The organism is Pontibacter sp. Tf4 (genome assembly GCF_014212495.1).
GTDB lineage: Bacteria > Bacteroidota > Bacteroidia > Cytophagales > Hymenobacteraceae > Pontibacter.
Genome location: NZ_JACKZC010000008.1, coordinates 176,376 through 200,464, shown reverse-complemented (window position 1 = coordinate 200,464; position 24,089 = coordinate 176,376). Strand labels below are relative to the sequence as shown.

Here is a 24,089-nt window from a genome sequence, read left to right as displayed (position 1 = left end):
TGAATGACGAATTATGAATTAGATAGGCACTCATGATTCATCTTCAAATCTTCTCATCATCAAATTTTCAAATCCCATTACTTATCTCCGTGCAGTTTGCGGTGTACCAGGTCCAGGATAGAGCGCATGTCGCAGTCTTCGAAGATAAATTCGTCGTACCCGTTGGCGATCATTTCCTCTTTCATGTGCTGCGGATCATCTGCCAGAATTAAGGTTGGCTTGGCATGATGGTTACAGATGCGTGGACCGAACTCTTTCACATAGTTGGCTTCCGATGACGACACAACCAGCACTTCGGCTGCCGTATTCTGTAGTTTATCAGATGCTTCTTCTACTGAACTATAGTTTTGCAGGTCTGTCTCGAAGCCGGCGCACGAGAAAAACTCTTTTGCAAACGTAGCATTTACCAGGCGCTGCTCGCCGTTGCCAATAATGGCAACTATAGCTTTTGGACGGCGCTGGCGCTTGCGCAGGTGCAGCTCAGTGGCCATGCGCATCACTTCGGTAGGGTAGGCGGCGCGTGCGGTATCAAAGGCAGGGCTCTGGATAAGTGCTTCCGGGTCGAAGTTTAGCGTTTCGTTCGGGTTCGGGTATTTGTTGGTGCCCACCAGCACCATGCGGCCGGTAGCAATATCACGGAACTTCTGTCGGCTTACTGCGGTGATCGAGCCAAGGATAAACCCGCTTTCATAGGCTGCCTCAAAACCGCCTTTGGCTTCTACTGTTTTAAACAAATCCCAGGCCTTGGTGGCCAGTTCGTTCGTTAAAGACTCGAGGTAATACGAGCCGGCAGCCGGGTCAATGGCTTTATCTAAATAAGCTTCTTCTTTCAGGATAATGGATACGTTGCGGGCAATGCGCTCCGAAAATTCATCCGACTCCTTAAAGGTACTGTCGAATGGCGAAACGGTAAGCGAATTGGCGCCCGCAATAACCGCCGACATGGCTTCTGTAGTTACGCGAAGCATGTTCACGTAAGGGTCCAGGGTTGTCTGGTACCAGCTGGATGTGGAACTATGGATGCGCAGCGCTGTCGCCAGTTTCGGGTCGGCCTGGTATGCTTCAACTATAGCTGCCCACAGCAAACGCAAGGCACGCAGTTTGGCGATCTCGAAGAAATAGTTGGTGCCCGCCGCCATGTGGAACTGCACATTCTGCAGCACCGACTCCAGCGGATGACCTGCGTTGGTGAGCCTGGTGATATAGGCTACCGCTGCATTTAAGGTATAAGCAATTTCCTGCGTGGCCGATGCCCCGATACTGCCGAAATTGGTACCGCTGATGGAGATGCCACGAAACTCCGGGCTCTCTTTGGTTTGGTCCAGTATTTCCAGAATCGCTTTATTTTCGTCGCGGCTCAGTTCGCCTTTGGCTGTAATGGGGTCGTATTTTAAAAAGCCCCGCAGGTTTTGCGCCGATACCTGGTTGGCGGCCAGCTTGTTGTACAGGCGGCTCGGGAAATGGTCCAGCTTTTCGGGCAAACTATAGCCAACCGGTGTTTTGTTCAGGTCTACCTGGCTCAGCAGGTAAACCAGGTCAAATTGCTCCGGCTGCGGAATTATAAAATGAATGCCATCTGCCCCGCGTGCCAGGGCATCAGTCGCTTTATCTATAGCTGCTCTGCCATCGCCGGTTGCTTTAATCTCCTGTATGTTCAGCCAGTTGTTGCTTTCTGTTTTGCTGCCGCGCACAAACGGGAACTCTCCGGCAAAAGGCAGTTGCTGTACATCTTCTTTGGTATAGTATGGCTTAATATCGATGTTTTCGTAGGTGTGCCAGGTGAGTTGCTCCAGGGGCGTATCGCGCAGGTCTTTGCGGGCACGTTCTTCCCAATCGGCGGCAGTGGCAGGTGTAAACTCCGAGAATAGCTTTTGCGTGTTGTTGCTATCGTCCGTCATCTGGTGTATATAGTTGTAATTTGATGTAAAGATATACTTTATAGTTTACGTTTTAAACAGGGATAGTTGCTGGTTATGCAAAGCTGCGAACGTAAAGGCGGTAGGCACCATACCCGATCAGGAGCCAGATAAGTACTATCATAAACGCCATGGTATAGTTGGTTTTACGCGGGCGTTGCAGTTGCTGGCGGGCCTTTTGCCGGTACTCTTCTACTACCTCTGCAGGTAAAAGTTTTATACTCAGCCAGATACCCAGCGGCAGGATCAGCAGATCGTCCAGGTAACCAAGCACGGGTATAAAATCCGGCACCAGGTCGATGGGGCTGAAGGCGTAGGCTACGGTCAGTACCACTACTACTTTGGCCATAAACGGGATGCGCGGATCGCCTGATGCCAGATACAGGGTGTAGATATCTTCTTTCAGTTTCCGGACCAGTTCTTTCCATTTGCGCAGCATAGTTTTGTTGTACGGGAAGAAGCCGGACTATAGTTTATTTTAAATTCGGAAGGTCAGCCCTGAACAATAGATCGCAACTATAAAATCGCTATATTTCTACTTTAAACACGATCATCAACTCACCTGTATGCATAAAACCTTACTAACTATAGTTGGCGCCGCACTACTGGCCTTGCCTGCTACCGCCCAGGATGCCAAACTGCTCGCCCGTGCCAATAGCATGGCCGACAAAATCGAAAAGAAAGTAATTGAATGGCGCCGCGATTTTCATGAGCACCCCGAACTGGGTAACCGCGAAGTAAAAACCGCCGCCAAAATTGCCGCCGAGCTAAAACGACTGGGCATTGAAGTAGAAACCGGCATAGCCCATACGGGTGTAGTAGGAGTTTTAAAAGGCGGAAAGCCCGGACCTGTAGTTGCCTTGCGTGCCGACATGGATGGCTTGCCGGTTACAGAGCGTGCCGATCTACCTTATGCTAGTAAAGCAAAAGGCAACTATAACGGCCAGGAAGTTGGCGTAATGCATGCCTGCGGTCACGATACCCATGTGGCTATGCTGCTGGGTGCCGCCGAAGTGCTGGCCGGTATGAAAAAGGATTTGCCGGGAACGGTGAAATTCATCTTTCAGCCTGCCGAAGAAGGCGCGCCAGCCGGTGAGAAAGGTGGCGCATCGCTGATGGTGGAAGAAGGCGTACTAAGCAAAGGACCGAAACCGGAAGTGATCTTTGGCTTACACATCAACTCCCAAACTGAAGTAGGCAAGCTAAAGTACCGCCCCGGCGGTATTATGGCCAGTGCCGATGTACTGCGGATAAAAGTAAAAGGCAAGCAGGTACATGGCGCCAGTCCGTGGGCTGGGGTAGATCCTATAGTTGTATCAGCGCAGATCATAAACGGCTTGCAAACTATAGTTAGCCGCCAGGTAGACCTGACCGAAGATGCCGCTGTGATAACGATTGGCAGCATACACGGTGGCGTGCGCAACAACATTATTTCGGAAGAAGTGCAGCTCGAAGGTACGATTCGCGCACTGGACCCCAACATGCAGAAACAGATACACGAGCGCATAAAGCTAACCGCCACCAAAATTGCCGAAAGCGCCGGAGCCACTGCCGAAGTAACTATAGAAGAAATGGCCCCCATAACTTATAACCACGAAGCACTGACCCAGCGCATGCTGCCCACCCTGCAAACTATAGCTGGTAAAGACAACGTGCTGCTGATGAACGCCATGACCGGTGCCGAAGATTTTGCCTATTACCAGCAAAAGATACCGGGCCTGTTCGTGTTTGTAGGCGGCATGAAAAAAGGCCAGGACCCCAACACCGCACCAGCCCACCACACCCCGGATTTTTACATCGACGAAAGCGGCATGCAACTAGGCGTTAAAACCCTGCTCGGTTTAACGTTGAACTATATGACGGGGAAAGGGAAGTTGTAGCTATAGTTTATAGTTGGACAAAACCGGTAAGCCAGTGCTATTGCAGCACCAGCTTACCGGTTTTCTTTTGCCCGTCTTTAGTCGTTAAGGTGTAAAAGTATAGCCCGGCAGTGGCGTTAGGTCTTTCTACTTCAGTTAGGCCCGGTTGTAGTCTTTGTTCCAGTACCAGCTGGCCCTGTAAACTATAGATGCTGAGCAAAGCCGGTGTCTCCGCCTGAACGGTAAATTTATTTTGCGCCGGGTTCGGGTAGATCAGGTAAGTGGCGGCGGCTAATTCTTCGGCGGTGGCGGTTGGCAACTGCTGCACAACTATAACCTGTACCTGTTTCTCCAGAACTATAGGCTCCTTGGCAGTAGCAGTATGGGTTGCCCTGAAAGTTATAGTTTGAGGAGTGCCGGTTGCCTGAGATAGCGATGGCGTAAAAACAAGCTTTCCAATTTTACCTTCTGTAGAGTCGCGGGAGGTGAAGGCGAAGTCAGATGCTCCGTTAGCTAAATCACTTTCTGTGGTTATAGTTGGCGCATAGCCCTTTATAGTTTCGGCAAATACTTCCAGGCTTACCTGTTTTTGCGGCTTTGTCATGAACTCTCCTTCCGGAGACCGGCTGAGGTTGCTGGTGCTTAAAAGTGTAAATATTGGCTGATCGGAGCGCACTCTGATACCTACTGAAGTTACTGCCCAGGTATAATAAGTGGTTCCGTAAAAGCTTACAAAATAAGGACGGTTTCTGATTAGGTCTTCAGTTGGTGTAAACCTGAATATGCCTGTTCCATATTGACCAATCTCGAATGTGACCGGAACATTCAGTAACTCCGACAATTCGCTGGCATACAGCTTTGCCGTTGTCGCATCTTTAATAGGAGCGTAGGTGGGTTTCAGGTTATTATAGGCGATCCGTAGTTCCACTTCCTGGTTTATCTTAGCCACAAGGTATCCTTCCTGCGTAAATTCCTGTGCCGGCTGTTTTATCAGGAATAGCTTTTCAGGGTAAGTACCATTAAAACTGCCTTTTGCCAACAGCTGCATATCATAAACTACTTCCCCAATCTTACGGCCATTACGCCATTCTTCTACTGCTACTGCAAAAACGTATTCACCCGTATAACAAGGGGTATTCCAGACCAGCTGCCCATCAGTTTCAGATAGCTTAAACTCAGACTGGCCCATTTGCTCAGCGTTCATGCAACGCGCTATTTTATCTGGTAGCTGATAGCCTGGCAGTGGTAATGTTTTGCCATTTATATCTTTCCATAGGGGAGTCCTTAACTTATATGACAGGCTGTCTCCGTCCCGGTCATAAGCTAACAGATTATAGTTTAAAGGCTGCCCTACAGTTGCAAATATTCCAATTGGAGCCATAAACACCGGACTATTGTTCAGTCGCGTTAATGAGTTTATAGTTAACGTAGTGCTTACCAGAAAAGAGTACGAATCAGATGGGGGAGTTATGTTTAAGATACCAGCATTCCGGTTTACACCATTCCAGTAAACTGTATAATTGCCATCATTAGCATAGGTGTAATCCCATTTATAAAAATTCACGCTCGTGTTATAGTAGCCGATTTCCGGACCACGGCTGGACCCAGTTTCACGCTCTACTACAATAACCTTTCCGTCTCCCATGTTAACTTCAACCTGTTCATGATCTGCCAGAGAAGTTTGATCCATTAGTACAGTTAAAGTAAAAGTAAACTTACGTGGATTCGGATTTGCGCGCTGATCGTGAGTAAAAGTGATAAATCCACCCTTAATATGCGTAGCCGAAGCAGTCGCAAAACATAGTAACAGGCTAAAAAGAAGTATAAGTTGTTTCATAGCGGTTGATAAATTTGATACTAAGATAATAACTCTGCTGCAGAATATAGCATCTATCAAATATAAACCTTACCTTAAGTAACGAAACCCTTGACAGGCGAATTGATGTTGTGCCACAGCAGGTATATCCGTACTTTTGTGGATAACTCGCACCTGATCTTATGAAACACCCGATCTATAGTTATATAACCGCCCTGTTGCTTGCCACATCAGCGGTTGGTTGCCAGCAGAAAGTATGGCAGCCGCAGTCGCCGAGCCTGGAGTTGACCGATGTGCCCGTAGACAGCACTCTGAAAGCAGACCCCGAAACGGAAGCCATGATCGCTCCTTACCGCCAGCAGGTTACCGCCAAAATGAGCGAAGTGATCGGTACAGCTCCTGTAGAACTACGCAAGGCAGATTACGAATCGCCGCTCGGTAATTTTGTGGTGGACCTGCTGTTGGAGCAGACCAATAAAATGGTGGACACGCCGGTGGATATGGCCCAAACCACGAATGGTGGTTTACGCGTGCCACTTCCAGCCGGACCGATAAACGTTGGTAACATCTTCGAACTGATGCCTTTCGAGAACGAAGTGATCGTGCTGACACTGGATGGCCCTACCACCAAAGAGCTGTTTGACTTTGCTGCCAAGACCGGTATCTCACCCATTGCTAATGCCACTTATACAGTAAAGGATGGCCAGGCTATAGATGTGAAGATCGGCGGCAAACCTTTGGATACATCCCGCAACTATACCATTGTAACATCAGATTACCTGGCAAGCGGCGGCGATAACATGGTGATGTTTAAAAAAGCCATTAAGTCGGAGAAAGTTGGTATGATGATGCGCGACATGATCCTGAAACACATAAAAGAACTGACTGCCGCCGGTAAACCTATAGTTGCCGACACCACCAAACGCGTTTTCGGAATCCCGCAAAAGTAACCAGCCATGAAGAGAAGAGATTTTTTAAAATACAGTGCCGTAGGAGCAGCCGGTTTAACTATAGTTGGTTTTCCGTTAACTACCGAAGCCGCCAGCAAAACTATAAAGCTTACCATTCTGCATACCAACGACCAGCACTCGCGCATCGATCCGTTTCCGAGCGATGGCCGCAAGCATGCCGGTATGGGTGGCATGGCCCGACGTGCCAGCCTGGTAGAGCGTATCCGCAAAGAAGAGCCGAATGTGCTTCTACTGGATGCCGGCGATATCTGGCAGGGGACGCCTTACTTCAACTTTTTTAACGGCGAGCTGGAGTACAAGTTGATGACCGACATGAAGTACGACGCCGCCACACTCGGTAACCACGACTTCGACCTTGGTCTGGAGGGACTGGCAAAACAACTACCTGTTGCTGGTTTCGAGTTTGTGAACGCCAACTATGATTTTTCTAAAACGATGCTGGCTGGCAAATTTAAGCCTTACAAAATTTTCGAGAAGGAAGGTTTGCGCATCGGCGTATTTGGTCTGGGCATACAGCTGGAAGGCTTGGTAGGTAAAAAACAGTACGGCGAAACCGTTTACTTAGACCCTGTTGCCAAAGCGCAGGAAATGGTAAAAGTGCTGCGCGAAAACCAGAAATGCCACATGGTCATCTGCCTGTCGCACCTGGGCTATAGTTACACAACCGAGAAGATAGACGACCGAAAGCTGGCGCAGCAGGTACCGGGCATCGACCTGATTATTGGCGGGCATACCCACACGTTTATGGAGCAGCCGGAAGTAATGCGCCACGAATCAGGGCACGAAACGCTGATAAACCAGGTAGGCTATGCCGGCATCTACTTAGGTCGCATCGACTATGAATTCAGTAAAAAAACGAAGCAAAAAACGGGTGTCAGAACGGCTGCTTTGCCTGTGGATAACCCTGTATTAACTTCGTGAAAAAATAATTTTTTGTTTACTTATATTTAAGCAAATTTGTAACCCCCCTGTGGAAAAGGAGCGGTTTGCAAAACCAAACTAATCTTGTGAGCTTTGGAAAACTGGATGATTAAAGATTGTACGACTGTATGGAGTAACTGCCTGCAGGTGATAAAGGAAAATATTGGCGATCAGAGCTTTAAGACCTGGTTCGAGCCAATTAAACCGATAAGCCTGCGCGACAGTGTGCTGACTATACAGGTGCCCAGCCAATTTTTTTACGAATGGCTGGAAGAACATTATGTGCAGCTTTTAAAGAAGGTAATCTACCAGGAACTTGGCGCCGATGGCCGCCTGGAATACTCTATTATAGTTGACCGCGGCAACGAGTCGAACAAGCCGCAAACCGTTAACATCCCGACCAAAAAAATACCAGCAGCTGTTGTTAACTCATACCGTCCGGAGCAGAACTTCATTAAGAGCCCGTTCGAGTCCAAAACGATTGACCGCAACTTCCTGAACTCGCAGCTGAATGCAGCTTATACGTTCGAGAACTATATTGAAGGTGATTGTAACCGTCTGGCGCGTTCTGCTGGTTATGCTGTGGCTAACAAACCCGGCACAACCTCTTTCAACCCGCTGATGGTGTATGGCGGTGTAGGTCTTGGTAAAACGCACCTGGTGCAGGCCATTGGCAATTACATTAAAAACAGCAATCCCGATAAGTTTGTACTTTACGTTTCGTCGGAGAAGTTCGTGAACCAGTTCATCGAATCTGTTCGGACAAACAATGTGCAGGACTTTGCCAACTTCTATCTGCTGGTAGATATCCTGATCATAGACGATGTGCAGTTTTTGAGCGGCAAGGACAAAACACAGGAAATGTTCTTCCACATCTTTAACCACCTGCACCAATCCGGCAAGCAAATCGTAATGACATCAGACTGCCCGCCACGCGACCTGAAAGGCCTGGAAGAGCGCTTGTTGTCCCGCTTTAAGTGGGGCTTAACAGCTGACTTACAGAGCCCGGATTTTGAAACGCGTATGGCCATTATCCAGAAAAAGATGCAGAGCGACGGCATCGACATTCCGGATAACGTGATCGAGTACCTGGCTTACAGCGTGGATACCAACGTGCGTGAACTGGAAGGTGTACTGATATCCCTGATCGCGCAATCGTCGCTGAACCGTAAAGAAATTGACCTGGAGCTTGCCAAGCAGGCCCTGAAACATATTATTGAAGACGTTGAGACAGAAGTAAACCTCGACTTCATCCAGAAAACGGTAGCCGAGTACTTCCAGGTGAGCTTAGACTCGCTGAAAGCCAAAACGCGCAAGAAAGAAATTGTAACGGCGCGTCAGGTGGCCATGTATTTTGCCAAAGAGTTTACCAGCCACTCGCTTAAGTCAATTGGTTATCACTTCGGCGGCCGCGACCACAGTACCGTTATCCACTCCGTACAAACCGTTTCTGATCTGATCGATACGGATAAGAAGTTTAAGGCAAGCATTCAGGAGTTACAGAAAAAATTTAAATCGAAAGCCGGATAGAAAAACTCTACTATAAAATAGCCGGGGCTATAGTTGCAGTAACTATAGCCCCGGTTTGTTTTTGGGGCAAACATATTAAACTAAAGATGAATATTGGAATATCAATGAGGAGACAGGCTATAATCTTCTTGTCTTATTTTCTTGTTGCTTCGTTGTTCCTGTTCAATCATTCAGGCGGCGCAGATATAATCTTTATGATGTTGCTGTACGTGTCTGTTTTTATTCATGGTGTCGTAGCTATAGTTAAAGTTGTAAGAAAGAGATGGTCTGTGAATGACTTGTTTATTCTTATTGCATTTATAATTCTGTTAGTACTTCTTTTAAAGCATTACCTGGAATTTATGTGGTGGTTCACTTCAGCCTTAAAAGGTAAAAATTAAGGTAAGTCCGCCCTAACCTGTGACTTGCCTTGGGTCAGTTGAGAAATTCTGCAATCGTAACTCATCCCCCTGCCCCCTTCAAAGGGGGACTTTATCTCCTGACGTAAAACTATAGTTTTGAATTACGCATTGCTTATTGTCCCCCTTTGAAGGGGGCTGGGGGATGACCGCAGTTCAGGAGAAATCTAAAAACCTGTCAAAAAAGTCCGGGCTATACTTTCATCAAGTATAGCCCGGACTTCTATAGTTTAAACCTTACCGGTTATTTTCTGCTTCTGTCAGTTCAAAGCCATGTACGGCAGCCAGGTCACGGACTTTCCCTTTTATCCTTTGCTTATCCTTGCGCTTGCGCACCTGCTTCAGGTCGAAGTACGTTTGGGTGTCGTTTTTTTCAGTTACGCGCAGGGCCAGCGGCGTGATGTGCACTGCTTTTATGTTAGGGATAGCCACCACATGCTTCGGGCGGAAAACCCCGTGCTTGCGCACAATGTACTCTGGTGTTACCTCAATGTAAGACTGAAAGCCGAAAACCGACGTGTTTTGCAGTACCACATAAACCAGGAAAGCAATTGCCAGCCCCAGAAAAGCATAAAACAGGATCGACTCGCCGGACGTTGGCCTGTCGGTAAAAGCGAGCATTGCTGCCCATGCTACCCACAACAAGGTGAGCATAAGCTGAATAGAGAACGACAGCTTGGCGCTGCGCGAAGGGCTTAACTGAATGAATAACGACGATCGTGCACTGCTACTGCCAGTTGCTGCCATGCTTTACTGATTTGGTGAAACATACTGCCCTGCGGGCTTAGAAGCTGGTTTAAAACTATTTTGGATAAGCGAAGAGCGCAGTCATCAGGTTTTGATGACCGGAACTTGCAACCCAAACTATAGTTGTATTTCAGCTTCAGTGCAAGATAATAAATTATTCTTTAAGTGTGGCATTCACTGAGATCTCGGGCACCGCGCTCAGCGCCTTCGAAACCGGGCACTTCTGTTTGGCTTCCTGTACCAGCTTCTGAAAGTCGTCGTTTTGCAGGTTGGGCACTTTGGCCTCGGTGGTGAGCACAATTTTCTGGATGGTTGGTGCGCCATCGGTTTCGCCTAAAGTTACATCGGCTGTGGTGCTGATATAATCCGGAGTGATGTTCTGGTTACCCAGCAAAGCGCTCAGGAACATCGAAAAGCAGCCGGCATGTGCCGCACCGATCAGTTCTTCCGGCGAGGTGGCTTTGGTGTCGTCGCCGAAGCGGGATGCGAAGGAATAACCGGTTTTTACATTACCGCGGCCGGTCTCAAATTCTCCGGAGCCCTCTTTCAGGCTGCCTTTCCACTGGGCTTTTGCTTTGTGCTGCTTCATAGTTTTTATTAGTTTGTTTAGATAATCTATAAACTTAGTTTAGCATTAATAGTTACCCCAGCGCAGCAGATTTTGTTTACAGCAAGCATAATGTAAGGCTACACTATGGCATTAAAACGATTCCTGCCTATCTTTACCAACTATAAAACAGCAATGTATGGGTGTAAAAGCGTGGTTGAGTAAGTTTCTGGCAGCCTATGTGCACAAAAAGCAGCAGACCTGGATCAATAATCCGGTAGCTGCGCAGGAGGCCATTTTTCAGAAGATCATTGCCGGGGCGCGGCAGACCGCCTTTGGCCACGATCATCACTTCGAAACTATAAAAACCCACGCTGATTTTGTAAAAGCTGTTCCTGTACGCGACTACGAGGGCCTGAGCCCGTATTTCAACCGCATCAAACAGGGCGAGCGAAATGTTACCTGGCCTGGCAAACCCATTTACTTAGCCAAAACCAGCGGCACCACGTCGGGCACCAAATACATCCCAATTACTAAAGATTCTATCCCGAACCACATAAACGGCGCTAAAAATGCGCTGCTGGCCTATATTCACGAAACCGGTAATTCCAGGTTTTTAGATGGCAAACTGATCTTTTTATCTGGAAGTCCGGTGTTGGATGAGGTGGGCGGCATTAAGACCGGTAGGCTGTCTGGTATTGTGAACCACCACGTGCCCGGTTACCTGCGCACCAACCAACTGCCCAGCTACGAAACCAACTGCATCGAAGACTGGGAACACAAGCTTGACGAGATCATAGAGGAAACTATAGATCAGAACATGACACTCATTTCGGGTATACCGCCGTGGGTGCAGATGTACTTTGACAAACTGATGCGGCAAACGGGCAAGCAGATAAAAGATGTTTTCCCGAATTTTTCGCTGTTTGTATATGGTGGCGTGAACTTTGAACCCTACCGCAAAAAAATGTTCGAGTCGATCGGGCGCCAGGTAGACAGCATCGAGACGTTTCCGGCATCGGAAGGCTTTTTTGCTTACCAGAACGAGCAGAACGACAAAGGCCTGCTACTTTTGCTGGATGCCGGCATTTTTTACGAGTTTATACCAGTAGAAGAATATTTTAACGACAACCCGACCCGCTTAACCATAGGTGAGGTGGAACTGGAAAAAAATTATGCACTGGTCATCAGCAGCAACGCGGGCTTGTGGGGCTACTCCATTGGCGACACGGTGAAGTTTACAAGCATAAAACCATACAAACTTATTGTAAGCGGTCGCATAAAACACTTTATTTCGGCGTTTGGAGAGCACGTGATTGGGGAGGAAGTGGAGAAAGCCATGCAGCAGACCATGCAGAAATTTCCGACGGCAGAACTGGTGGAATTTACGGTGGCGCCATACGTTAGTAGCGGCGAAGGCGAGTCGTACCACGAGTGGCTGGTAGAGTTCTCGAAGGTGCCAAACAACCTGGCCGATTTCGAAAAAGAGCTGAACCAGCAGCTACAAAAGCTGAACAGTTACTACAACGACCTGATTACCGGCAACATACTTGCGAATCTGAAAGTACGTGTGCTGCCACTTGGTACGTTCCGTAATTACATGAAATCGCAGGGCAAACTGGGCGGTCAGAACAAAGTGCCACGTTTGAGCAACGACCGCCAGCTGGCCTCAGGCCTGCTGACAATTACGAATTCCTAATTATGAATTACGAATGAAGGAAAATGTAATTGTAAGCAAAACCTATGATTTGCCATTCGGGTTGTTAAGCTGTATGAGTACCTGAAAGGAGAGAAACAGGAATATGTTTTAGCAAAGCAGTTATTACGGAGCGGTACATCAATTGGAGCAAATGTTGAAGAAGGAGTGGCCGCGCAATCAACTATAGATTTTGTTCATAAGTTAAGCATAGCTAGAAAGGAAGCCAGAGAAAGTAGTTATTGGCTGAGGCTATTACATGACACCGGCTACATTAAACAAACACAGTTCGAAAGTATTCATACAGATTGTGAAGAGATAATTAAAATTTTAAATAGTATCATCATTACGAGTAAAGCGAAGCTGGAAAAGAAGACCAATTCGTAATTCGTAATTCGTAATTCGTAATTAATGAAGAGAATCGCCATACTTGGTTCAACAGGCTCTATCGGGACGCAGGCGCTGGACGTGATTGCGGCTAACCCGGAGAGTTTTGAACTGGAAGTTATAACCGCTTACAATAACGCCGACCTACTGATAGAACAGGCCCTGCAGTTTAAGCCCAACGTGGTGGTAATTGCCCGCGAAGACCTGTACGACAAAGTAAGCAGCGCCCTGCAGCACGAGGCCATAAAAGTATACGCCGGTGCCAACGCCCTGAACGCGGTAGTGGAAATGGGAACGGTGGATATGGTCCTCACAGCGATGGTCGGGTATGCCGGGCTGCAACCAACTATACGCGCCATAGAGGCCGGAAAAGAGATTGCGCTGGCCAACAAAGAAACGCTGGTAGTAGCCGGACAACTGATCACAGATCTGGCCCGCGAAAAAGGCGTGAACATTTACCCCGTAGACTCCGAACACAGCGCTATTTTCCAGTGCCTGGCAGGAGAGTTTCATAACCCGATCGAAAAGATCATCCTCACAGCTTCAGGTGGCCCGTTCCGTGGCCGAACTATAGACGACTTAAAATTCGTTACCAAAGCGCAGGCACTCAAACACCCGAACTGGGACATGGGTGCTAAGATAACGATAGATTCTGCCAGCCTGATGAACAAAGGCCTGGAAGTGATCGAGGCAAAATGGCTTTTCGGGCTGCGCAACGACCAGATCGAAGTAGTGGTGCATCCGCAATCTATTATTCACTCGCTGGTTCAGTTCGAGGATGGCTCCATAAAAGCACAGCTTGGTTTACCGGATATGAAATTGCCAATTCAGTACGCATTGGGTTACCCCAACCGCCTGAAGTCTGATTTTCCGAGATTCAATTTCCTGGACTACCCGCAGCTTACCTTTGAACAGCCCGACCTGAAGACTTTCCGTAATCTGCAGCTCGCTTTTGATGCCATGGCGCAGGGCGGAAACATGCCTTGTATCCTGAATGCAGCCAACGAAGTTGCGGTAGGTGCCTTCCTGCAGGATGAGGTTGGATTTCTGGAGATGTCGGATCTGATAGAAAGCTGTATGGCAAAAGTTGCGTATATTGCAAACCCTTCTTACGCCGACTATGTTGATACAGACAGGGAGACCCGCCTGCTGGCCGCCGATTTCGTGAAAAATAAAACGATTTAGCAGCTTACAAGGCACAATACAGTTAATACTTGCATATTTTTTTTCTTAGATGGATATAGTAATCATGGTTGCCCAGTTAATTCTGGGCCTTACAATTTTGGTTGGTCTGCACGAGCTTGGGCACATGCTCACGGCAAAGTGGTTTGGCATGCGCGTCGAAAAATACGCTATCGGCTTCCCGCCAAAGGTTTTCGGTAAAAAGATCGGTGAAACAGAATACATGCTGGGCCTTATCCCACTGGGCGGCTTTGTAAAAATTTCCGGCATGGTAGACGAATCGATGGACACAGAGGCTTTGAAAGAGGAGCCAAAACCATGGGAGTTCCGGGCCAAGCCGGCCTGGCAGCGCCTGATCGTGATGATGGGCGGTATTATTGTGAACGTGATCACAGGTATTGTTATCTATATCTGCCTTACCTATAGTTACGGCGAAAATTACCTGCCGGCAGAAGAAGTAAAATACGGTGTTGTACCGAACGAGATAGGCAAAGAGATCGGTTTTAAGACCGGTGACAAGGTAGTAGCTGTAAATGGCAAGCCGCTGGAGAAATTTGAGGATGTTTACTCGATGGATGCCCTGCTGAACCAAAACGCTTTTTATACCGTGGAGCGCGATGGCGAGAAAGTGAACATACCGGTGCCCGTAGACTTGATGGACAAGCTGGCCGATAAGGAAGAGCGTATGCTGTTTGTGCAGCCACGCCAGCCGTTTGTGGTTGACCAGGTAATGGCAGGCAGCAACGCCGCCGAAGCAGGCCTGCAACCCGGCGACTACATCCTGACCGTAAACGGCGAAGAAGCCCGCTTTTTTGATGAATTTAAGCAGCTGCTGGTAAAATATGCCGGCAAAGACGTGACCCTGCAGGTAGAGCGCGGCGAAAAGGTGATTGACCTAAAGGCAAAAGTAGAGCCGGATGGTACCATTGGTTTCATGCAGAAGCCATTGCTGAACTATGCTACCAGAGAATACAGCATCGGGGAAGCGATACCGGCTGGTACGGAACAGGCGTTTGGCGTCATTACAGCTAACCTGAAAGGCTTTGGCAAGATCTTCCGCGGCGAGGTTTCGGCCTCCAAATCAGTGAGCGGCCCGATCGGGATAGCGCAGATCTTTGGTGATACCTTTAACTGGTACAAATTCTGGTCAATCACGGCGATGTTGTCGATGGTGCTGGCGTTTATGAACTTCCTGCCGATACCGGCGCTGGATGGCGGCCACGTGATGTTCCTGACCTATGAGATGATCAGCGGTCGCAAACCTTCTGATAACTTCCTGGAGAATGCCCAGAAAGTAGGCATGGTGCTGCTGTTAGGTTTAATGGCCTTCGCGATCTTTAACGATGTGTTCAAACTTATCTTCTAACCAAAAGATGAGTAAACGATAGCAAACGCTGTTGCATGACCTGCAACAGCGTTTTTGTTTGAGGATATCCAACTATAGCCAAACTGAACTATGGCAACTATAAACCGGTTCTTAGTTGGTATTCTGAAATTTTAAGTAAATTACCTGTACCGGTTCAAACTATAGTTTATAGTTTTACTTTACCTCTTGCAAACCATGTATCTCAGATCTGTTTTTATAGTTACCCTTTGCCTTTTGTGCAGCCTTTCCGCTGCCGCCCACGATTACCACGCCAGCATAACGGATGTAAAGTTTAACCCGCGCACGCAAAGCCTGCAGGTAGCCGTAAAGGTGTTTACCGATGACCTGGAAAATGCCCTCTCAAAACAGAGTAAGAGAAACGTAACCTATAGTGCCACTTCGGAGCAGGTAAAAGAGCAGTTGGTTACCTACATGGCAACTACCATGAGGTTTGAGCTGAGCCAGGGCAAACCACTGAAACAGCATTTTGTAGGATCGGAAGCCGAAGCCGATGTGGTCTGGATCTATTTTGAAGTGCCGGTGCAGGCAGCCTCGTTGTCGCAACTCTACATCCGGAACGCCGTGCTTACAGAGCTTTTTGATGACCAGATGAACATCCTGAACCTGGACTATAAAGGCAAAATGCACAGCTCTCTTTTCCGGAAAGACGAAACCAGCAAAAAATTTACCCTATAGTTCAGCCAAACAGCAACCGTACTTTCCGGATAGTAGCCAGGCCAGTTACAGCCAATAAGATACCTGCCAGGTAAGGCACCACCAAGCGCTCCAGCCCCGACAAGTGGAAGTGTGAGGGTAGGTTCAGGAGCATGAAAACCGCAGCTATAAAGCCCACCAGCACCCAGTAAGGTAGCCAGGCAAACAAAAACCGACGCTTCACAGGCGCAACAGGCAAACTATGGATATGCCATAGCAGCACAGTAAAACCGGCCAGCGTACTGGCATGCTGCAACACCCTGCAAAGCGGCAGACTCAAAATCCCCAGCACTGAAACCGGTTGTTGCAGGAACGGATAATTTCTGACAAAGTAGCCGTTATAGTGCGTAAAGCTGTCCCAGAATAAATGGGTAAAAGAGCCGATAAGCGCTGAAATAGCGAAGATGTGTACGTTTTTGAGCAACAGATCAGCGACACGCACAGGTTGTACAGCTAATGCCCGTTTCCGGAAATACTCCGGGAGTTGCTGCATCACCTGGTCGCGGATAAGCATATGAAAAAGTATGGCCAGCACAAACGCCATGGGCAGGTTAAACAGCAGCAACCCTTTCAGCGAGTGACTTAAACTACCCAGCCTGTCAACCGGAAGAAAGTAAGCAAAATCTGGGGCGATGCTGCCAACTATAAGCCCCGTAACAGAGAGCCACCGGCGATGCAGCCGTAGCAATGGAACTATAAGCGCAGGATGTGCGGCCGTAAAGGGCATAATGTAGGAATTGGTTTACTTGCCGCCACGTTCCGCTTTTTCAGGTTTTATCAGCCTGAACTCCACGCGGCGGTTTATTCTGCGGTCCTCCTGTGTCTTTTCTTCACGCAGCGGCTTGGTACTGCCAAATCCATACGCATCTATGCGCCCGTCCGTTAAGTTAACCTTGTCTTCAATGTATTTCCGGATGGCGTTTGCCCGGTCCTGCGAGAGCGATAGGTTAAATTCAGGGTCGCCGGCACTATCAGTGTGGCCCGATATCTCTAAACGGTAAGTCGGGTGGTCCACCAGGAAAATGGCCACTTCGTCCAGGATAGGCTTCATTTCTTCCTTAATATCCGACTGGTTCTGGTCAAACTCAATGTTACTGAAAACCATCGGTACACTATAGTCGATCAGGGTGGTCATGATCTGGAAAGCCGTGTCCTGTTCCAGCGCGATTTCCCGCTCAATGGTAAAGAAATCGGGGCTCTGGATCAGCAGCATGTAGCGGGTGTGGTCGATCAGGTCAAACTCAAAGCTGCCATCCGGGCGAATGTATTTAGAGGATATCTCGATACCATTTTCCAGGTCGATAACGGAGATCATACCTGAAAGAGGCTTTTGGGTAACAGAATCAAGGAGTGTTCCTTCAATTTTGGTTACAGCCAGCGGGTGGGCTTCCATGGGCAGCGGAAACGAAAACAGGTCCAGGTTGTGGATGTCCTGTGCTTCGGAGCGGGCATAATACAGGTTCTTGGACTGGGAGTCGATAGTAAAATAATACTCGCTGCCGCGCCCGTTCACGAGCGGGCCAATGTTGCGGGGCTCCTGCCACTGGCCTCCTACACGGTAGGTTTTATAGATGTCGAAATCGCCGAAGTTGTAAAGCTGACCCCGTGAGCTGAAATATAATACCTGGTAAAGCGGGTGGAAGAACGGGCTTACCTCACTTTCGCGGGTATTAATTACAGGGCCGGCATTTTCGGCAGGTGACCATTCGCCTTTTTTGTTCTTATATGTGTAGTAGATATCCGATAAGCCAAATCCGCCGAGCCTGTCAGACGCAAAGTAGATGGTGTCCTCGTTGGCAGTCAGGGTTGGCTGCGAGTCCCAGGAAGTGGAGTTTACCTGTTTGCCCAGGTTCTGGATATTGCCCCAGGTGCCGTCGGCCTGTTTGGTGGCTACATACAGGTCGCAGTTGCCGTAGCCGTCCGGGGCCTCGCAGCGGGCAAAGTACAGGGTGTTACCGTCGCGGCTCAGGCAGGCAGAGCCTTCGTTGTAAATGCTGTTGATGGGCTTGCCAAATGATTTTCCTTCTTCCCAGTAGCCATTTACCTGTTGCGTGTAAAAAAGGTCCTCGTTGGCGCGGCCGTTCAACCCCTGGGTGTTGCGCTGCGAGGTGTATATCAGCACTTCATCGTCGGCATTTATAGTTGGGCCATAGTCCTCGTAAGGCGAGTTGATGGCATTGCCCATGTTCAGGTATACGCCTTTGGGTGGCTTAAACGTGGCCACAGATTTACGGTACTCCACCATCTCGTAATAATAGTTGAGCGGCACGTAGTAGTCTTTGCTGTTCTGTTCCAGCGAGTCGTAGTAAGAGTACACACGGCGCACATCCGAGCGGTGGTGTTTGAGCACCATGCGGTAAAGTGACTTGGCTTTTTCAGACTGGCCTTGTTTTTCGAGCAACTGACCCAGCCGCCAGATCAGCGGCGTATCTTTGTAAAAGTTCTCGATACCGAAATTATTCACGTAGGCCTCCAGCAGCGGAAGGGCTTCCTCGTAGCGGCGCTTTTTCTCTAATTTCTGGATCGCATCCAGTTTTTTCTGGTCGTGGTAATAGGGAATTTTGTTCAGGTTAGGAAATAAGAGTTGTACCTCCTGCTTGGGAGCTTTGCGGTGCACCTTGATGCCGGTTTCCGTCTCAATGGGTATCTGCTTGTATTCCTGAGCCTTACTGAAGGCTGGTAGCAACAATAGCAACACCCCGAGCAGGTACAGTCTATTCATTTGCCATCTTGTTTTTACCTGTCAGCCAAAGATATTAATTTTGTGTTATATTTTTGTAACAAGTGTCGTACTATAACATTTAATTTTTGGCTAAGTGCTCATTTGGTCAGGGCTGCAAAACCGGCAGCAGGCTATAGTTGGCACAAGTCTTGACTATAGTACGACAACTCCCGGAAAGCCGCGTTTGCGGACTTTTTATGTCATTATGGCATTTACCAAACTATGAAGTATACCTTGAATAACTTTCTGCATAACCTTTTACTAAGTTCCGCTTCAGACCACGACAGCGACGATGTAGTTTCGATCATTACCACGGACCCTGAAGAGGAAATACCTACCGCAGACCTGCCTGCCGAGCTGCCTATACTTGCCGTGCGCAATACAGTGCTGTTCCCGGGGGTGGTGCTGCCTATTACCGTTAGCCGTAAAAAATCGGTGCGCCTGGTGCGCAAAGCTTATAAAGGTGATAAAACGATAGGGGTAGTAGCCCAGAAGAATACCAACGCCGACGATCCGAACCCGGAAGACCTCTTTAGTGTAGGTACGGTTGCCCGCATTTTAAAGATGCTGGTACTGCCGGACGGTAACACAACGATCATCATACAGGGCCACAGCCGTTTCCAGATCGAAGAGATCACCCAGGAAGATCCTTACCTGACAGCCCGTGTCAGCTACTGTAAGGAAACCAACCTGAACAAGAAGAACAAGGAAGTAAAGGCGCTGGTACAATCGCTGAAAGATGCGGCGGCTAAGATCCTGAAACTGAACCCGGAGATACCGCAGGAGGCGCAGGTAGCGCTGGATAATATCGACAGCCCAAGTTTCCTGACACATTTCCTGAGCAGCAACCTGAACGTGGAAGTGGCTCAGAAGCAGCAGCTACTGGAGGTGAACGATGGCGCCGAGCGCGGTACACAGCTGCTACAGCTGATGTTGCGCGAGATTCAGCTGCTGGAACTGAAGCAGGAGATCCATACCAAAGTTCACACGGACATTGACCAGCAGCAGCGCGACTATTTCCTGCGCCAGCAGATAAAAGTACTGCAGGATGAACTGGGGCAGGAAGGCCCGGATAAGGAAATTGAGAACTTCCGGGATCGAGCTGTTAAGAAAAAATGGCCGGAAGCCGTTGCAAAGCATTTCAAGAAAGAGATTGATAAGCTGGCCCGCCTTAACCCGCAGGCCGCTGAATATCCTGTGGCTGTAAACTATATCGAGTTCCTGCTGGACCTGCCGTGGGAAGAGTACACCAAGGATAATTTTAACCTGAAGCGCACCAAAAAGATACTGGATACCGACCACTATGGCCTGGAGAAAGTAAAGGAACGCATTCTGGAATACCTGGCCGTACTAAAGCTGAAAAACGACATGAAGGCGCCGATCCTTTGCCTTTACGGTCCTCCGGGTGTTGGTAAAACGTCGCTTGGTCGTTCTATCGCTACTGCCTTAGGTCGTAAATATGTCAGAATGTCACTGGGTGGGGTGCGCGACGAAGCAGAAATTCGTGGGCACCGCAGAACCTATGTGGGTGCAATGCCAGGCAAGATCATCAGCCAGATTAAAAAAGTAGCCTCGGGTAACCCGGTTATCATCCTGGACGAGATCGACAAGCTGGCTTCTGATTTCCGTGGCGACCCGTCTTCGGCGTTGCTGGAGGTGCTGGACCCGGAGCAGAACCACACGTTTATGGATAATTACCTGGATGTGGAGTACGACCTGTCGAAAGTACTGTTCATTGCTACGGCCAACTCGTTGGACACCATACAACCTGCCCTGCGCGACCGTATGGAGATTATTGAGCTGACTGGTTACACGATGGAGGAAAAGCTGGAAATAGCCAAACGCCACCTGGTACCAAAGCAGATAAAAGAACACGGCCTGACAGAAAGCGATGTAAAGATCACCAAGCCTGCCCTGCAGAAAGTGATCGAAGACTATACCCGCGAATCGGGAGTGCGTAGCCTGGAGCGTAAGATCGGCCAACTGGTGCGCCACATTGCCAAGCTGAAAGCGATGGAAGAAGAGTACCCGACAACTATAAAACCAGAAGATGTGGTGAAGATCATGGGTGCCGAGATCTTTGATAAAGAGATTTACCAGGATTTCAGTACAGCCGGTGTTGTAACAGGCCTAGCCTGGACCTCGGTGGGTGGAGATATTCTGTTCGTGGAATCTATCCTTAGCAAAGGAAAAGGCAAGCTTACCTTGTCCGGCCAGTTGGGCGATGTGATGAAGGAGTCGGCTGTTACGGCACTGTCGCATTTAAAAGCGCATGCGCACCTGCTGGATATAGACTATAGAATATTTGAGCAGTACGACCTGCACATTCACTTCCCGGAAGGGGCTGTTCCAAAAGATGGTCCTTCGGCAGGTATCGCTATTTTCACGTCCATTGCCTCGGTTTACACGCAGCGCAAGGTACGCTCTAAGTTAGCGATGACCGGCGAGATAACCCTGCGTGGCAAGGTGTTGCCGGTAGGTGGCATAAAAGAGAAGATACTGGCTGCCAAACGTGCCGGCATTACCGATGTGATCCTTTGCCAGAAGAACCGCAAGGATATTAACGAGATTCCGGAGAACTATATCAAAGGACTGACCATCCATTATGTAGACCGCGTGGAAGAAGTAGTGAAGATTGCCCTGCTGAAAGAGAAAGTAAAGAACCCGCTCAACCTGACTGTGACGGAAGACCGGAAAGTGGAAGTAGAGTAAGGTTTAATTTTGAATTTTGATTGAGTGAATGAGTGAATTTTAAATTAACTTATAGTTGTCATTTCAATACTCACTCAATCACACATTCGCTCACTCAACATTAATATGAAATACCCTGCTGCCCTCTTACTTTGTTTGCTGTTGAGCTTTCCGCTCGCGGCGCAGGTGGGAGGGCAGCGGGCTTTTACGTTTCTGGAGTTGCCGGTAAGCGCTAAACAGGCGGGGTTAGGTGGAGTAAACGTCAGCTCGTTAGGACATGATGTAAATATGGTAACGGCCAACCCGGCCTTGCTTAACCCGGAAATGGACCGCCAGCTGAGTCTGAGTTATGTGGGTTATTTGGCCGACATCAAACAAAGCAACATCGCCTATGCTTTTAACCACCAGAAACTGGGGCGCTGGGCTGCAACTATCAACTACCTGAACTATGGCGACTTTGTGCAGCGCGACGCAAGCGGTATAGAAGAAGCCAGCTTTACCGTAAACGACTATACGTTTAGCCTGAGCCACGCCCGCCAGGCCGATGCTTTTACGATAGGAGCTACCGCGAAACTGGCTGTGTCAACTATAGCTGGTAATAAATCGGTTGGTTTTCTGGCTGATGTAGGTGGTTTGTTCAAGCATCCTGAGAAAGACTTTACAGTGGGGCTTGCGTTTAAGAATATTGGCTACCAGCTAAAGCCCTTTGATGGCGGCGAGCGGCAGGCTATGCCTTTTGATGCGCAGCTTGGAGCCAGTTATAAGCCGGAGCATATGCCGGTCAGGTTATCGCTTACTGCATACCACCTGTACCAGTTTGACGTTGTATACTTAGACCCCAACAGCAAAGGCCGCCTCGATGCGAACGGCAACGAGATAAAGGAAGAGAAATCGGTCAGAGATAAGATAGCGCGCCATTTTGTGGCAGGAGCGGAGTTTATTTTCAGTAAAAACTTTCAGGTTCGTGCCGGGTATAACCATTTACGCCGTAAAGAACTACGGTTAGAGAACGCTTCGGGCGGGGCAGGTTTTTCGGTGGGTGCGATGCTGCGTGTGCGGGCATTTGAGCTGAACTATAGCAGTGCCTTTTATCACCCGGCCGGTGCCAGTCATTATGTAACTATAAGCACAGATACCGGTACGCTGCTCAAGCGTAAAAACACAGAATAAATTTACCTGTTATAACTATAGCAGATCATTTAATAACGAATAAGATGTTAGATTCCTTAGAACATTTAACACCAGCCCAGATTGTAGCGGAGCTGGACAAATATATTATCGGGCAGCAGGATGCCAAGCGTAACGTAGCCATTGCTTTGCGTAACCGCTGGCGCCGCATGAATGCCGACAAAAGCATACAGAAAGAGATCGTTCCGAATAATATCCTGATGATTGGGGCTACGGGTGTAGGTAAGACAGAAATTGCCCGCCGCCTTGCCAAAATTGCCGATGCCCCTTTTACTAAAGTTGAGGCTTCTAAATTTACAGAAGTGGGCTACGTTGGCCGTGATGTGGAAAGCATGGTGCGCGACCTGGTAGAGCAGTCGGTGAACATGGTGAAGACCCAGAAAAAAGAAGAAGTAAAGCAGCGCGCAGCCGAGATTGTAGAAGATATTATTCTGGATGCGCTGATCCCGCCAATTCAGGGACGTTCTGCCGCACCGGTAAACCATACCCTGGACCCGAACACAATTCCGGATAACGACTACGAACTGAATGAGCGTACCCGCGAAAAGTTTAGAGAGAAGATCAGAAACGGCGAGCTGGAAGACCGCAAGATTGAGATACGTGTACAGCAAAGCGCCATGCCGGGCATGGGCGTTTTAGGGCCTGGTATGGATGAGGCATCGATGATGAACATCCAGGAAATGATCAGCGGGATGATGCCGAAGAAGACAAAGAAGCGCAAAGTAACGATAGCCGAGGCCCGCAAAATATTGCTGGAAGAAGAAGCAGCCAAACTCATCGACATGGATGAAGTGAAGGAAGAAGCCATTTTTAAGGCAGAGAACTCCGGCGTTATTTTTATAGATGAGATTGACAAGGTGGCCAGCTCCAGCAAAAAAGGAGGCGGCGGACCGGACGTAAGCCGCGAAGGTGTGCAACGCGACCTGCTGCCTATAGTTGAAGGCTCGACAGTAAACACAAAGTATGGCGTCATCAACACCGATCATATTCTGTTTATAGCTGCCGGCGCGTTCCACGTGGCAAAACCATCCGACCTGATACCAGAGTTACAGGGCCGTTTCCCGATCCGTGTGGAACTACAGAGCCTGACGAAAGATGACTTCTACCAGATCCTGAAATTCCCTAAAAACGCGCTTACCAAGCAGTACGAGGCTTTGTTGGCTGCAGAAAATGTGTCGCTCGCCTTTAACGACGAAGCGCTGGATGAGATCGCGAGCCTGGCTTACGAAGTAAATGCCGAAGTAGAGAACATCGGTGCCCGCCGCCTGCAGACCATCATGAGCCGCCTGCTCAACGACATTCTGTTTGATGTACCGGACAAAATAAGTGCCAACGCCCAGATCGTGATCACCCGCGAACTGGTGCAGGAAAAATTATCAGACATGGTGAAAAACCGTGACCTGAGCGAATACATTCTATAGTTAGAAAGTTGGGAAGT

19 protein-coding genes are annotated in these 24,089 nt (G+C 48.7%); 12 read left to right on the top strand and 7 right to left on the bottom strand.

The window, feature by feature from the left end; translation table 11 throughout:
* Window positions 1-77 precede the first annotated feature (77 nt).
* On the bottom strand, window positions 78-1,898 hold the full coding sequence (locus H7F15_RS14615) for a methylmalonyl-CoA mutase family protein (RefSeq protein ID WP_185197732.1): 1,821 nt from the start codon (window positions 1,896-1,898) through the stop codon (window positions 78-80).
* A gap of 73 nt (window positions 1,899-1,971) precedes the next feature.
* Window positions 1,972-2,355, bottom strand: coding sequence for a YkvA family protein (locus H7F15_RS14610; protein ID WP_185197731.1), 384 nt, complete (start codon window positions 2,353-2,355; stop codon window positions 1,972-1,974).
* A gap of 127 nt (window positions 2,356-2,482) precedes the next feature.
* On the opposite strand from H7F15_RS14610, the gene H7F15_RS14605 reads away from it, so the two are divergent.
* The gene (locus H7F15_RS14605; RefSeq protein ID WP_185197730.1) at window positions 2,483-3,796 is read left to right on the top strand and encodes an amidohydrolase; all 1,314 of its coding nucleotides are present in this window, start codon (window positions 2,483-2,485) and stop codon (window positions 3,794-3,796) included.
* 37 nt (window positions 3,797-3,833) lie between these two features.
* Here H7F15_RS14605 and H7F15_RS14600 read toward each other — a convergent pair whose 3' ends face one another.
* Window positions 3,834-5,465, bottom strand: coding sequence for a T9SS type A sorting domain-containing protein (locus H7F15_RS14600; protein WP_185197729.1), 1,632 nt, complete (start codon window positions 5,463-5,465; stop codon window positions 3,834-3,836).
* A 308-nt stretch (window positions 5,466-5,773) separates the two neighbouring features.
* Here H7F15_RS14600 and H7F15_RS14595 point away from each other — a divergent pair, with 308 nt between their 5' ends.
* From H7F15_RS14595 to dnaA, 3 genes are all read left to right on the top strand, one after another.
* Window positions 5,774-6,541, top strand: a complete 768-nt coding sequence (locus H7F15_RS14595; RefSeq protein ID WP_185197728.1) for a 5'-nucleotidase C-terminal domain-containing protein — start codon at window positions 5,774-5,776, stop codon at window positions 6,539-6,541.
* Window positions 6,542-6,547: 6 nt separating this feature from the next.
* Window positions 6,548-7,483, top strand: coding sequence for a bifunctional UDP-sugar hydrolase/5'-nucleotidase (locus H7F15_RS14590; protein ID WP_185197727.1), 936 nt, complete (start codon window positions 6,548-6,550; stop codon window positions 7,481-7,483).
* Between the two features lie 105 nt (window positions 7,484-7,588).
* On the top strand, window positions 7,589-9,013 hold the full coding sequence (gene dnaA / locus H7F15_RS14585) for a chromosomal replication initiator protein DnaA (protein ID WP_185197726.1): 1,425 nt from the start codon (window positions 7,589-7,591) through the stop codon (window positions 9,011-9,013).
* A 635-nt stretch (window positions 9,014-9,648) separates the two neighbouring features.
* Here dnaA and H7F15_RS14580 read toward each other — a convergent pair.
* Both H7F15_RS14580 and H7F15_RS14575 read right to left on the bottom strand, forming a co-directional pair.
* Complete coding sequence (locus H7F15_RS14580; RefSeq protein WP_185197725.1) at window positions 9,649-10,158, bottom strand: hypothetical protein; 510 nt, start codon at window positions 10,156-10,158, stop codon at window positions 9,649-9,651.
* Between the two features lie 154 nt (window positions 10,159-10,312).
* Complete coding sequence (locus tag H7F15_RS14575) at window positions 10,313-10,747, bottom strand: OsmC family peroxiredoxin (protein WP_185197724.1); 435 nt, start codon at window positions 10,745-10,747, stop codon at window positions 10,313-10,315.
* A 157-nt stretch (window positions 10,748-10,904) separates the two neighbouring features.
* Between H7F15_RS14575 and H7F15_RS14570 the strand changes: the two genes are divergently transcribed.
* From H7F15_RS14570 to H7F15_RS14550, 5 genes are all read left to right on the top strand, one after another.
* The gene (locus H7F15_RS14570) at window positions 10,905-12,404 is read left to right on the top strand and encodes a GH3 auxin-responsive promoter family protein (RefSeq protein ID WP_185197723.1); all 1,500 of its coding nucleotides are present in this window, start codon (window positions 10,905-10,907) and stop codon (window positions 12,402-12,404) included.
* 54 nt (window positions 12,405-12,458) lie between these two features.
* A complete protein-coding gene (locus tag H7F15_RS14565) occupies window positions 12,459-12,788 on the top strand; it encodes a four helix bundle protein (protein ID WP_185197818.1) in 330 nt (109 codons plus the stop codon).
* A gap of 24 nt (window positions 12,789-12,812) precedes the next feature.
* On the top strand, window positions 12,813-13,973 hold the full coding sequence (locus tag H7F15_RS14560) for a 1-deoxy-D-xylulose-5-phosphate reductoisomerase (RefSeq protein WP_185197722.1): 1,161 nt from the start codon (window positions 12,813-12,815) through the stop codon (window positions 13,971-13,973).
* A 49-nt stretch (window positions 13,974-14,022) separates the two neighbouring features.
* Window positions 14,023-15,336 carry an RIP metalloprotease RseP gene (gene rseP / locus H7F15_RS14555; protein ID WP_185197721.1) on the top strand — a complete coding sequence of 438 codons (1,314 nt, stop codon included), beginning with the start codon at window positions 14,023-14,025 and terminating at the stop codon, window positions 15,334-15,336.
* Window positions 15,337-15,531: 195 nt separating this feature from the next.
* Window positions 15,532-16,032, top strand: a complete 501-nt coding sequence (locus H7F15_RS14550; protein WP_185197720.1) for a DUF6702 family protein — start codon at window positions 15,532-15,534, stop codon at window positions 16,030-16,032.
* A 1-nt stretch (window position 16,033) separates the two neighbouring features.
* Here the strand turns inward: H7F15_RS14550 and H7F15_RS14545 are convergent, their stop codons facing one another.
* Window positions 16,034-16,777 (bottom strand): DUF4184 family protein, encoded by a 744-nt coding sequence (locus tag H7F15_RS14545; protein ID WP_185197719.1) that lies wholly within the window; start codon window positions 16,775-16,777, stop codon window positions 16,034-16,036.
* A 15-nt stretch (window positions 16,778-16,792) separates the two neighbouring features.
* Window positions 16,793-18,772, bottom strand: a complete 1,980-nt coding sequence (locus H7F15_RS14540) for an OmpA family protein (protein ID WP_185197718.1) — start codon at window positions 18,770-18,772, stop codon at window positions 16,793-16,795.
* A 222-nt stretch (window positions 18,773-18,994) separates the two neighbouring features.
* On the opposite strand from H7F15_RS14540, the gene lon reads away from it, so the two are divergent.
* The 3 genes from lon (at window position 18,995) to hslU (ending at window position 24,072) form a co-directional block, all read left to right on the top strand.
* Complete coding sequence (gene lon / locus H7F15_RS14535) at window positions 18,995-21,484, top strand: endopeptidase La (RefSeq protein WP_185197717.1); 2,490 nt, start codon at window positions 18,995-18,997, stop codon at window positions 21,482-21,484.
* Between the two features lie 105 nt (window positions 21,485-21,589).
* Entirely contained in the window at window positions 21,590-22,633 is a 1,044-nt protein-coding gene (gene porQ, locus H7F15_RS14530; RefSeq protein ID WP_185197716.1) for a type IX secretion system protein PorQ, read from the top strand.
* Between the two features lie 44 nt (window positions 22,634-22,677).
* Window positions 22,678-24,072: an ATP-dependent protease ATPase subunit HslU gene (gene hslU, locus H7F15_RS14525; RefSeq protein ID WP_185197715.1), complete on the top strand. Its 1,395-nt coding sequence runs from the start codon at window positions 22,678-22,680 to the stop codon at window positions 24,070-24,072.
* Window positions 24,073-24,089 lie beyond the last annotated feature (17 nt).

Coding starts and splice junctions, on each gene's coding strand:
- H7F15_RS14615 (WP_185197732.1), bottom strand. CDS start 1,898: ATGACGGACGATAGCAACAACACGCAAAAGCTATTCTCGGAGTTTACA.
- H7F15_RS14610 (WP_185197731.1), bottom strand. CDS start 2,355: ATGCTGCGCAAATGGAAAGAACTGGTCCGGAAACTGAAAGAAGATATC.
- H7F15_RS14605 (WP_185197730.1), top strand. CDS start 2,483: ATGCATAAAACCTTACTAACTATAGTTGGCGCCGCACTACTGGCCTTG.
- H7F15_RS14600 (WP_185197729.1), bottom strand. CDS start 5,465: ATGGATCAAACTTCTCTGGCAGATCATGAACAGGTTGAAGTTAACATG.
- H7F15_RS14595 (WP_185197728.1), top strand. CDS start 5,774: ATGAAACACCCGATCTATAGTTATATAACCGCCCTGTTGCTTGCCACA.
- H7F15_RS14590 (WP_185197727.1), top strand. CDS start 6,548: ATGAAGAGAAGAGATTTTTTAAAATACAGTGCCGTAGGAGCAGCCGGT.
- dnaA (WP_185197726.1), top strand. CDS start 7,589: ATGATTAAAGATTGTACGACTGTATGGAGTAACTGCCTGCAGGTGATA.
- H7F15_RS14580 (WP_185197725.1), bottom strand. CDS start 10,158: ATGGCAGCAACTGGCAGTAGCAGTGCACGATCGTCGTTATTCATTCAG.
- H7F15_RS14575 (WP_185197724.1), bottom strand. CDS start 10,747: ATGAAGCAGCACAAAGCAAAAGCCCAGTGGAAAGGCAGCCTGAAAGAG.
- H7F15_RS14570 (WP_185197723.1), top strand. CDS start 10,905: ATGGGTGTAAAAGCGTGGTTGAGTAAGTTTCTGGCAGCCTATGTGCAC.
- H7F15_RS14560 (WP_185197722.1), top strand. CDS start 12,813: ATGAAGAGAATCGCCATACTTGGTTCAACAGGCTCTATCGGGACGCAG.
- rseP (WP_185197721.1), top strand. CDS start 14,023: ATGGATATAGTAATCATGGTTGCCCAGTTAATTCTGGGCCTTACAATT.
- H7F15_RS14550 (WP_185197720.1), top strand. CDS start 15,532: ATGTATCTCAGATCTGTTTTTATAGTTACCCTTTGCCTTTTGTGCAGC.
- H7F15_RS14545 (WP_185197719.1), bottom strand. CDS start 16,777: ATGCCCTTTACGGCCGCACATCCTGCGCTTATAGTTCCATTGCTACGG.
- H7F15_RS14540 (WP_185197718.1), bottom strand. CDS start 18,772: ATGAATAGACTGTACCTGCTCGGGGTGTTGCTATTGTTGCTACCAGCC.
- lon (WP_185197717.1), top strand. CDS start 18,995: ATGAAGTATACCTTGAATAACTTTCTGCATAACCTTTTACTAAGTTCC.
- porQ (WP_185197716.1), top strand. CDS start 21,590: ATGAAATACCCTGCTGCCCTCTTACTTTGTTTGCTGTTGAGCTTTCCG.
- hslU (WP_185197715.1), top strand. CDS start 22,678: ATGTTAGATTCCTTAGAACATTTAACACCAGCCCAGATTGTAGCGGAG.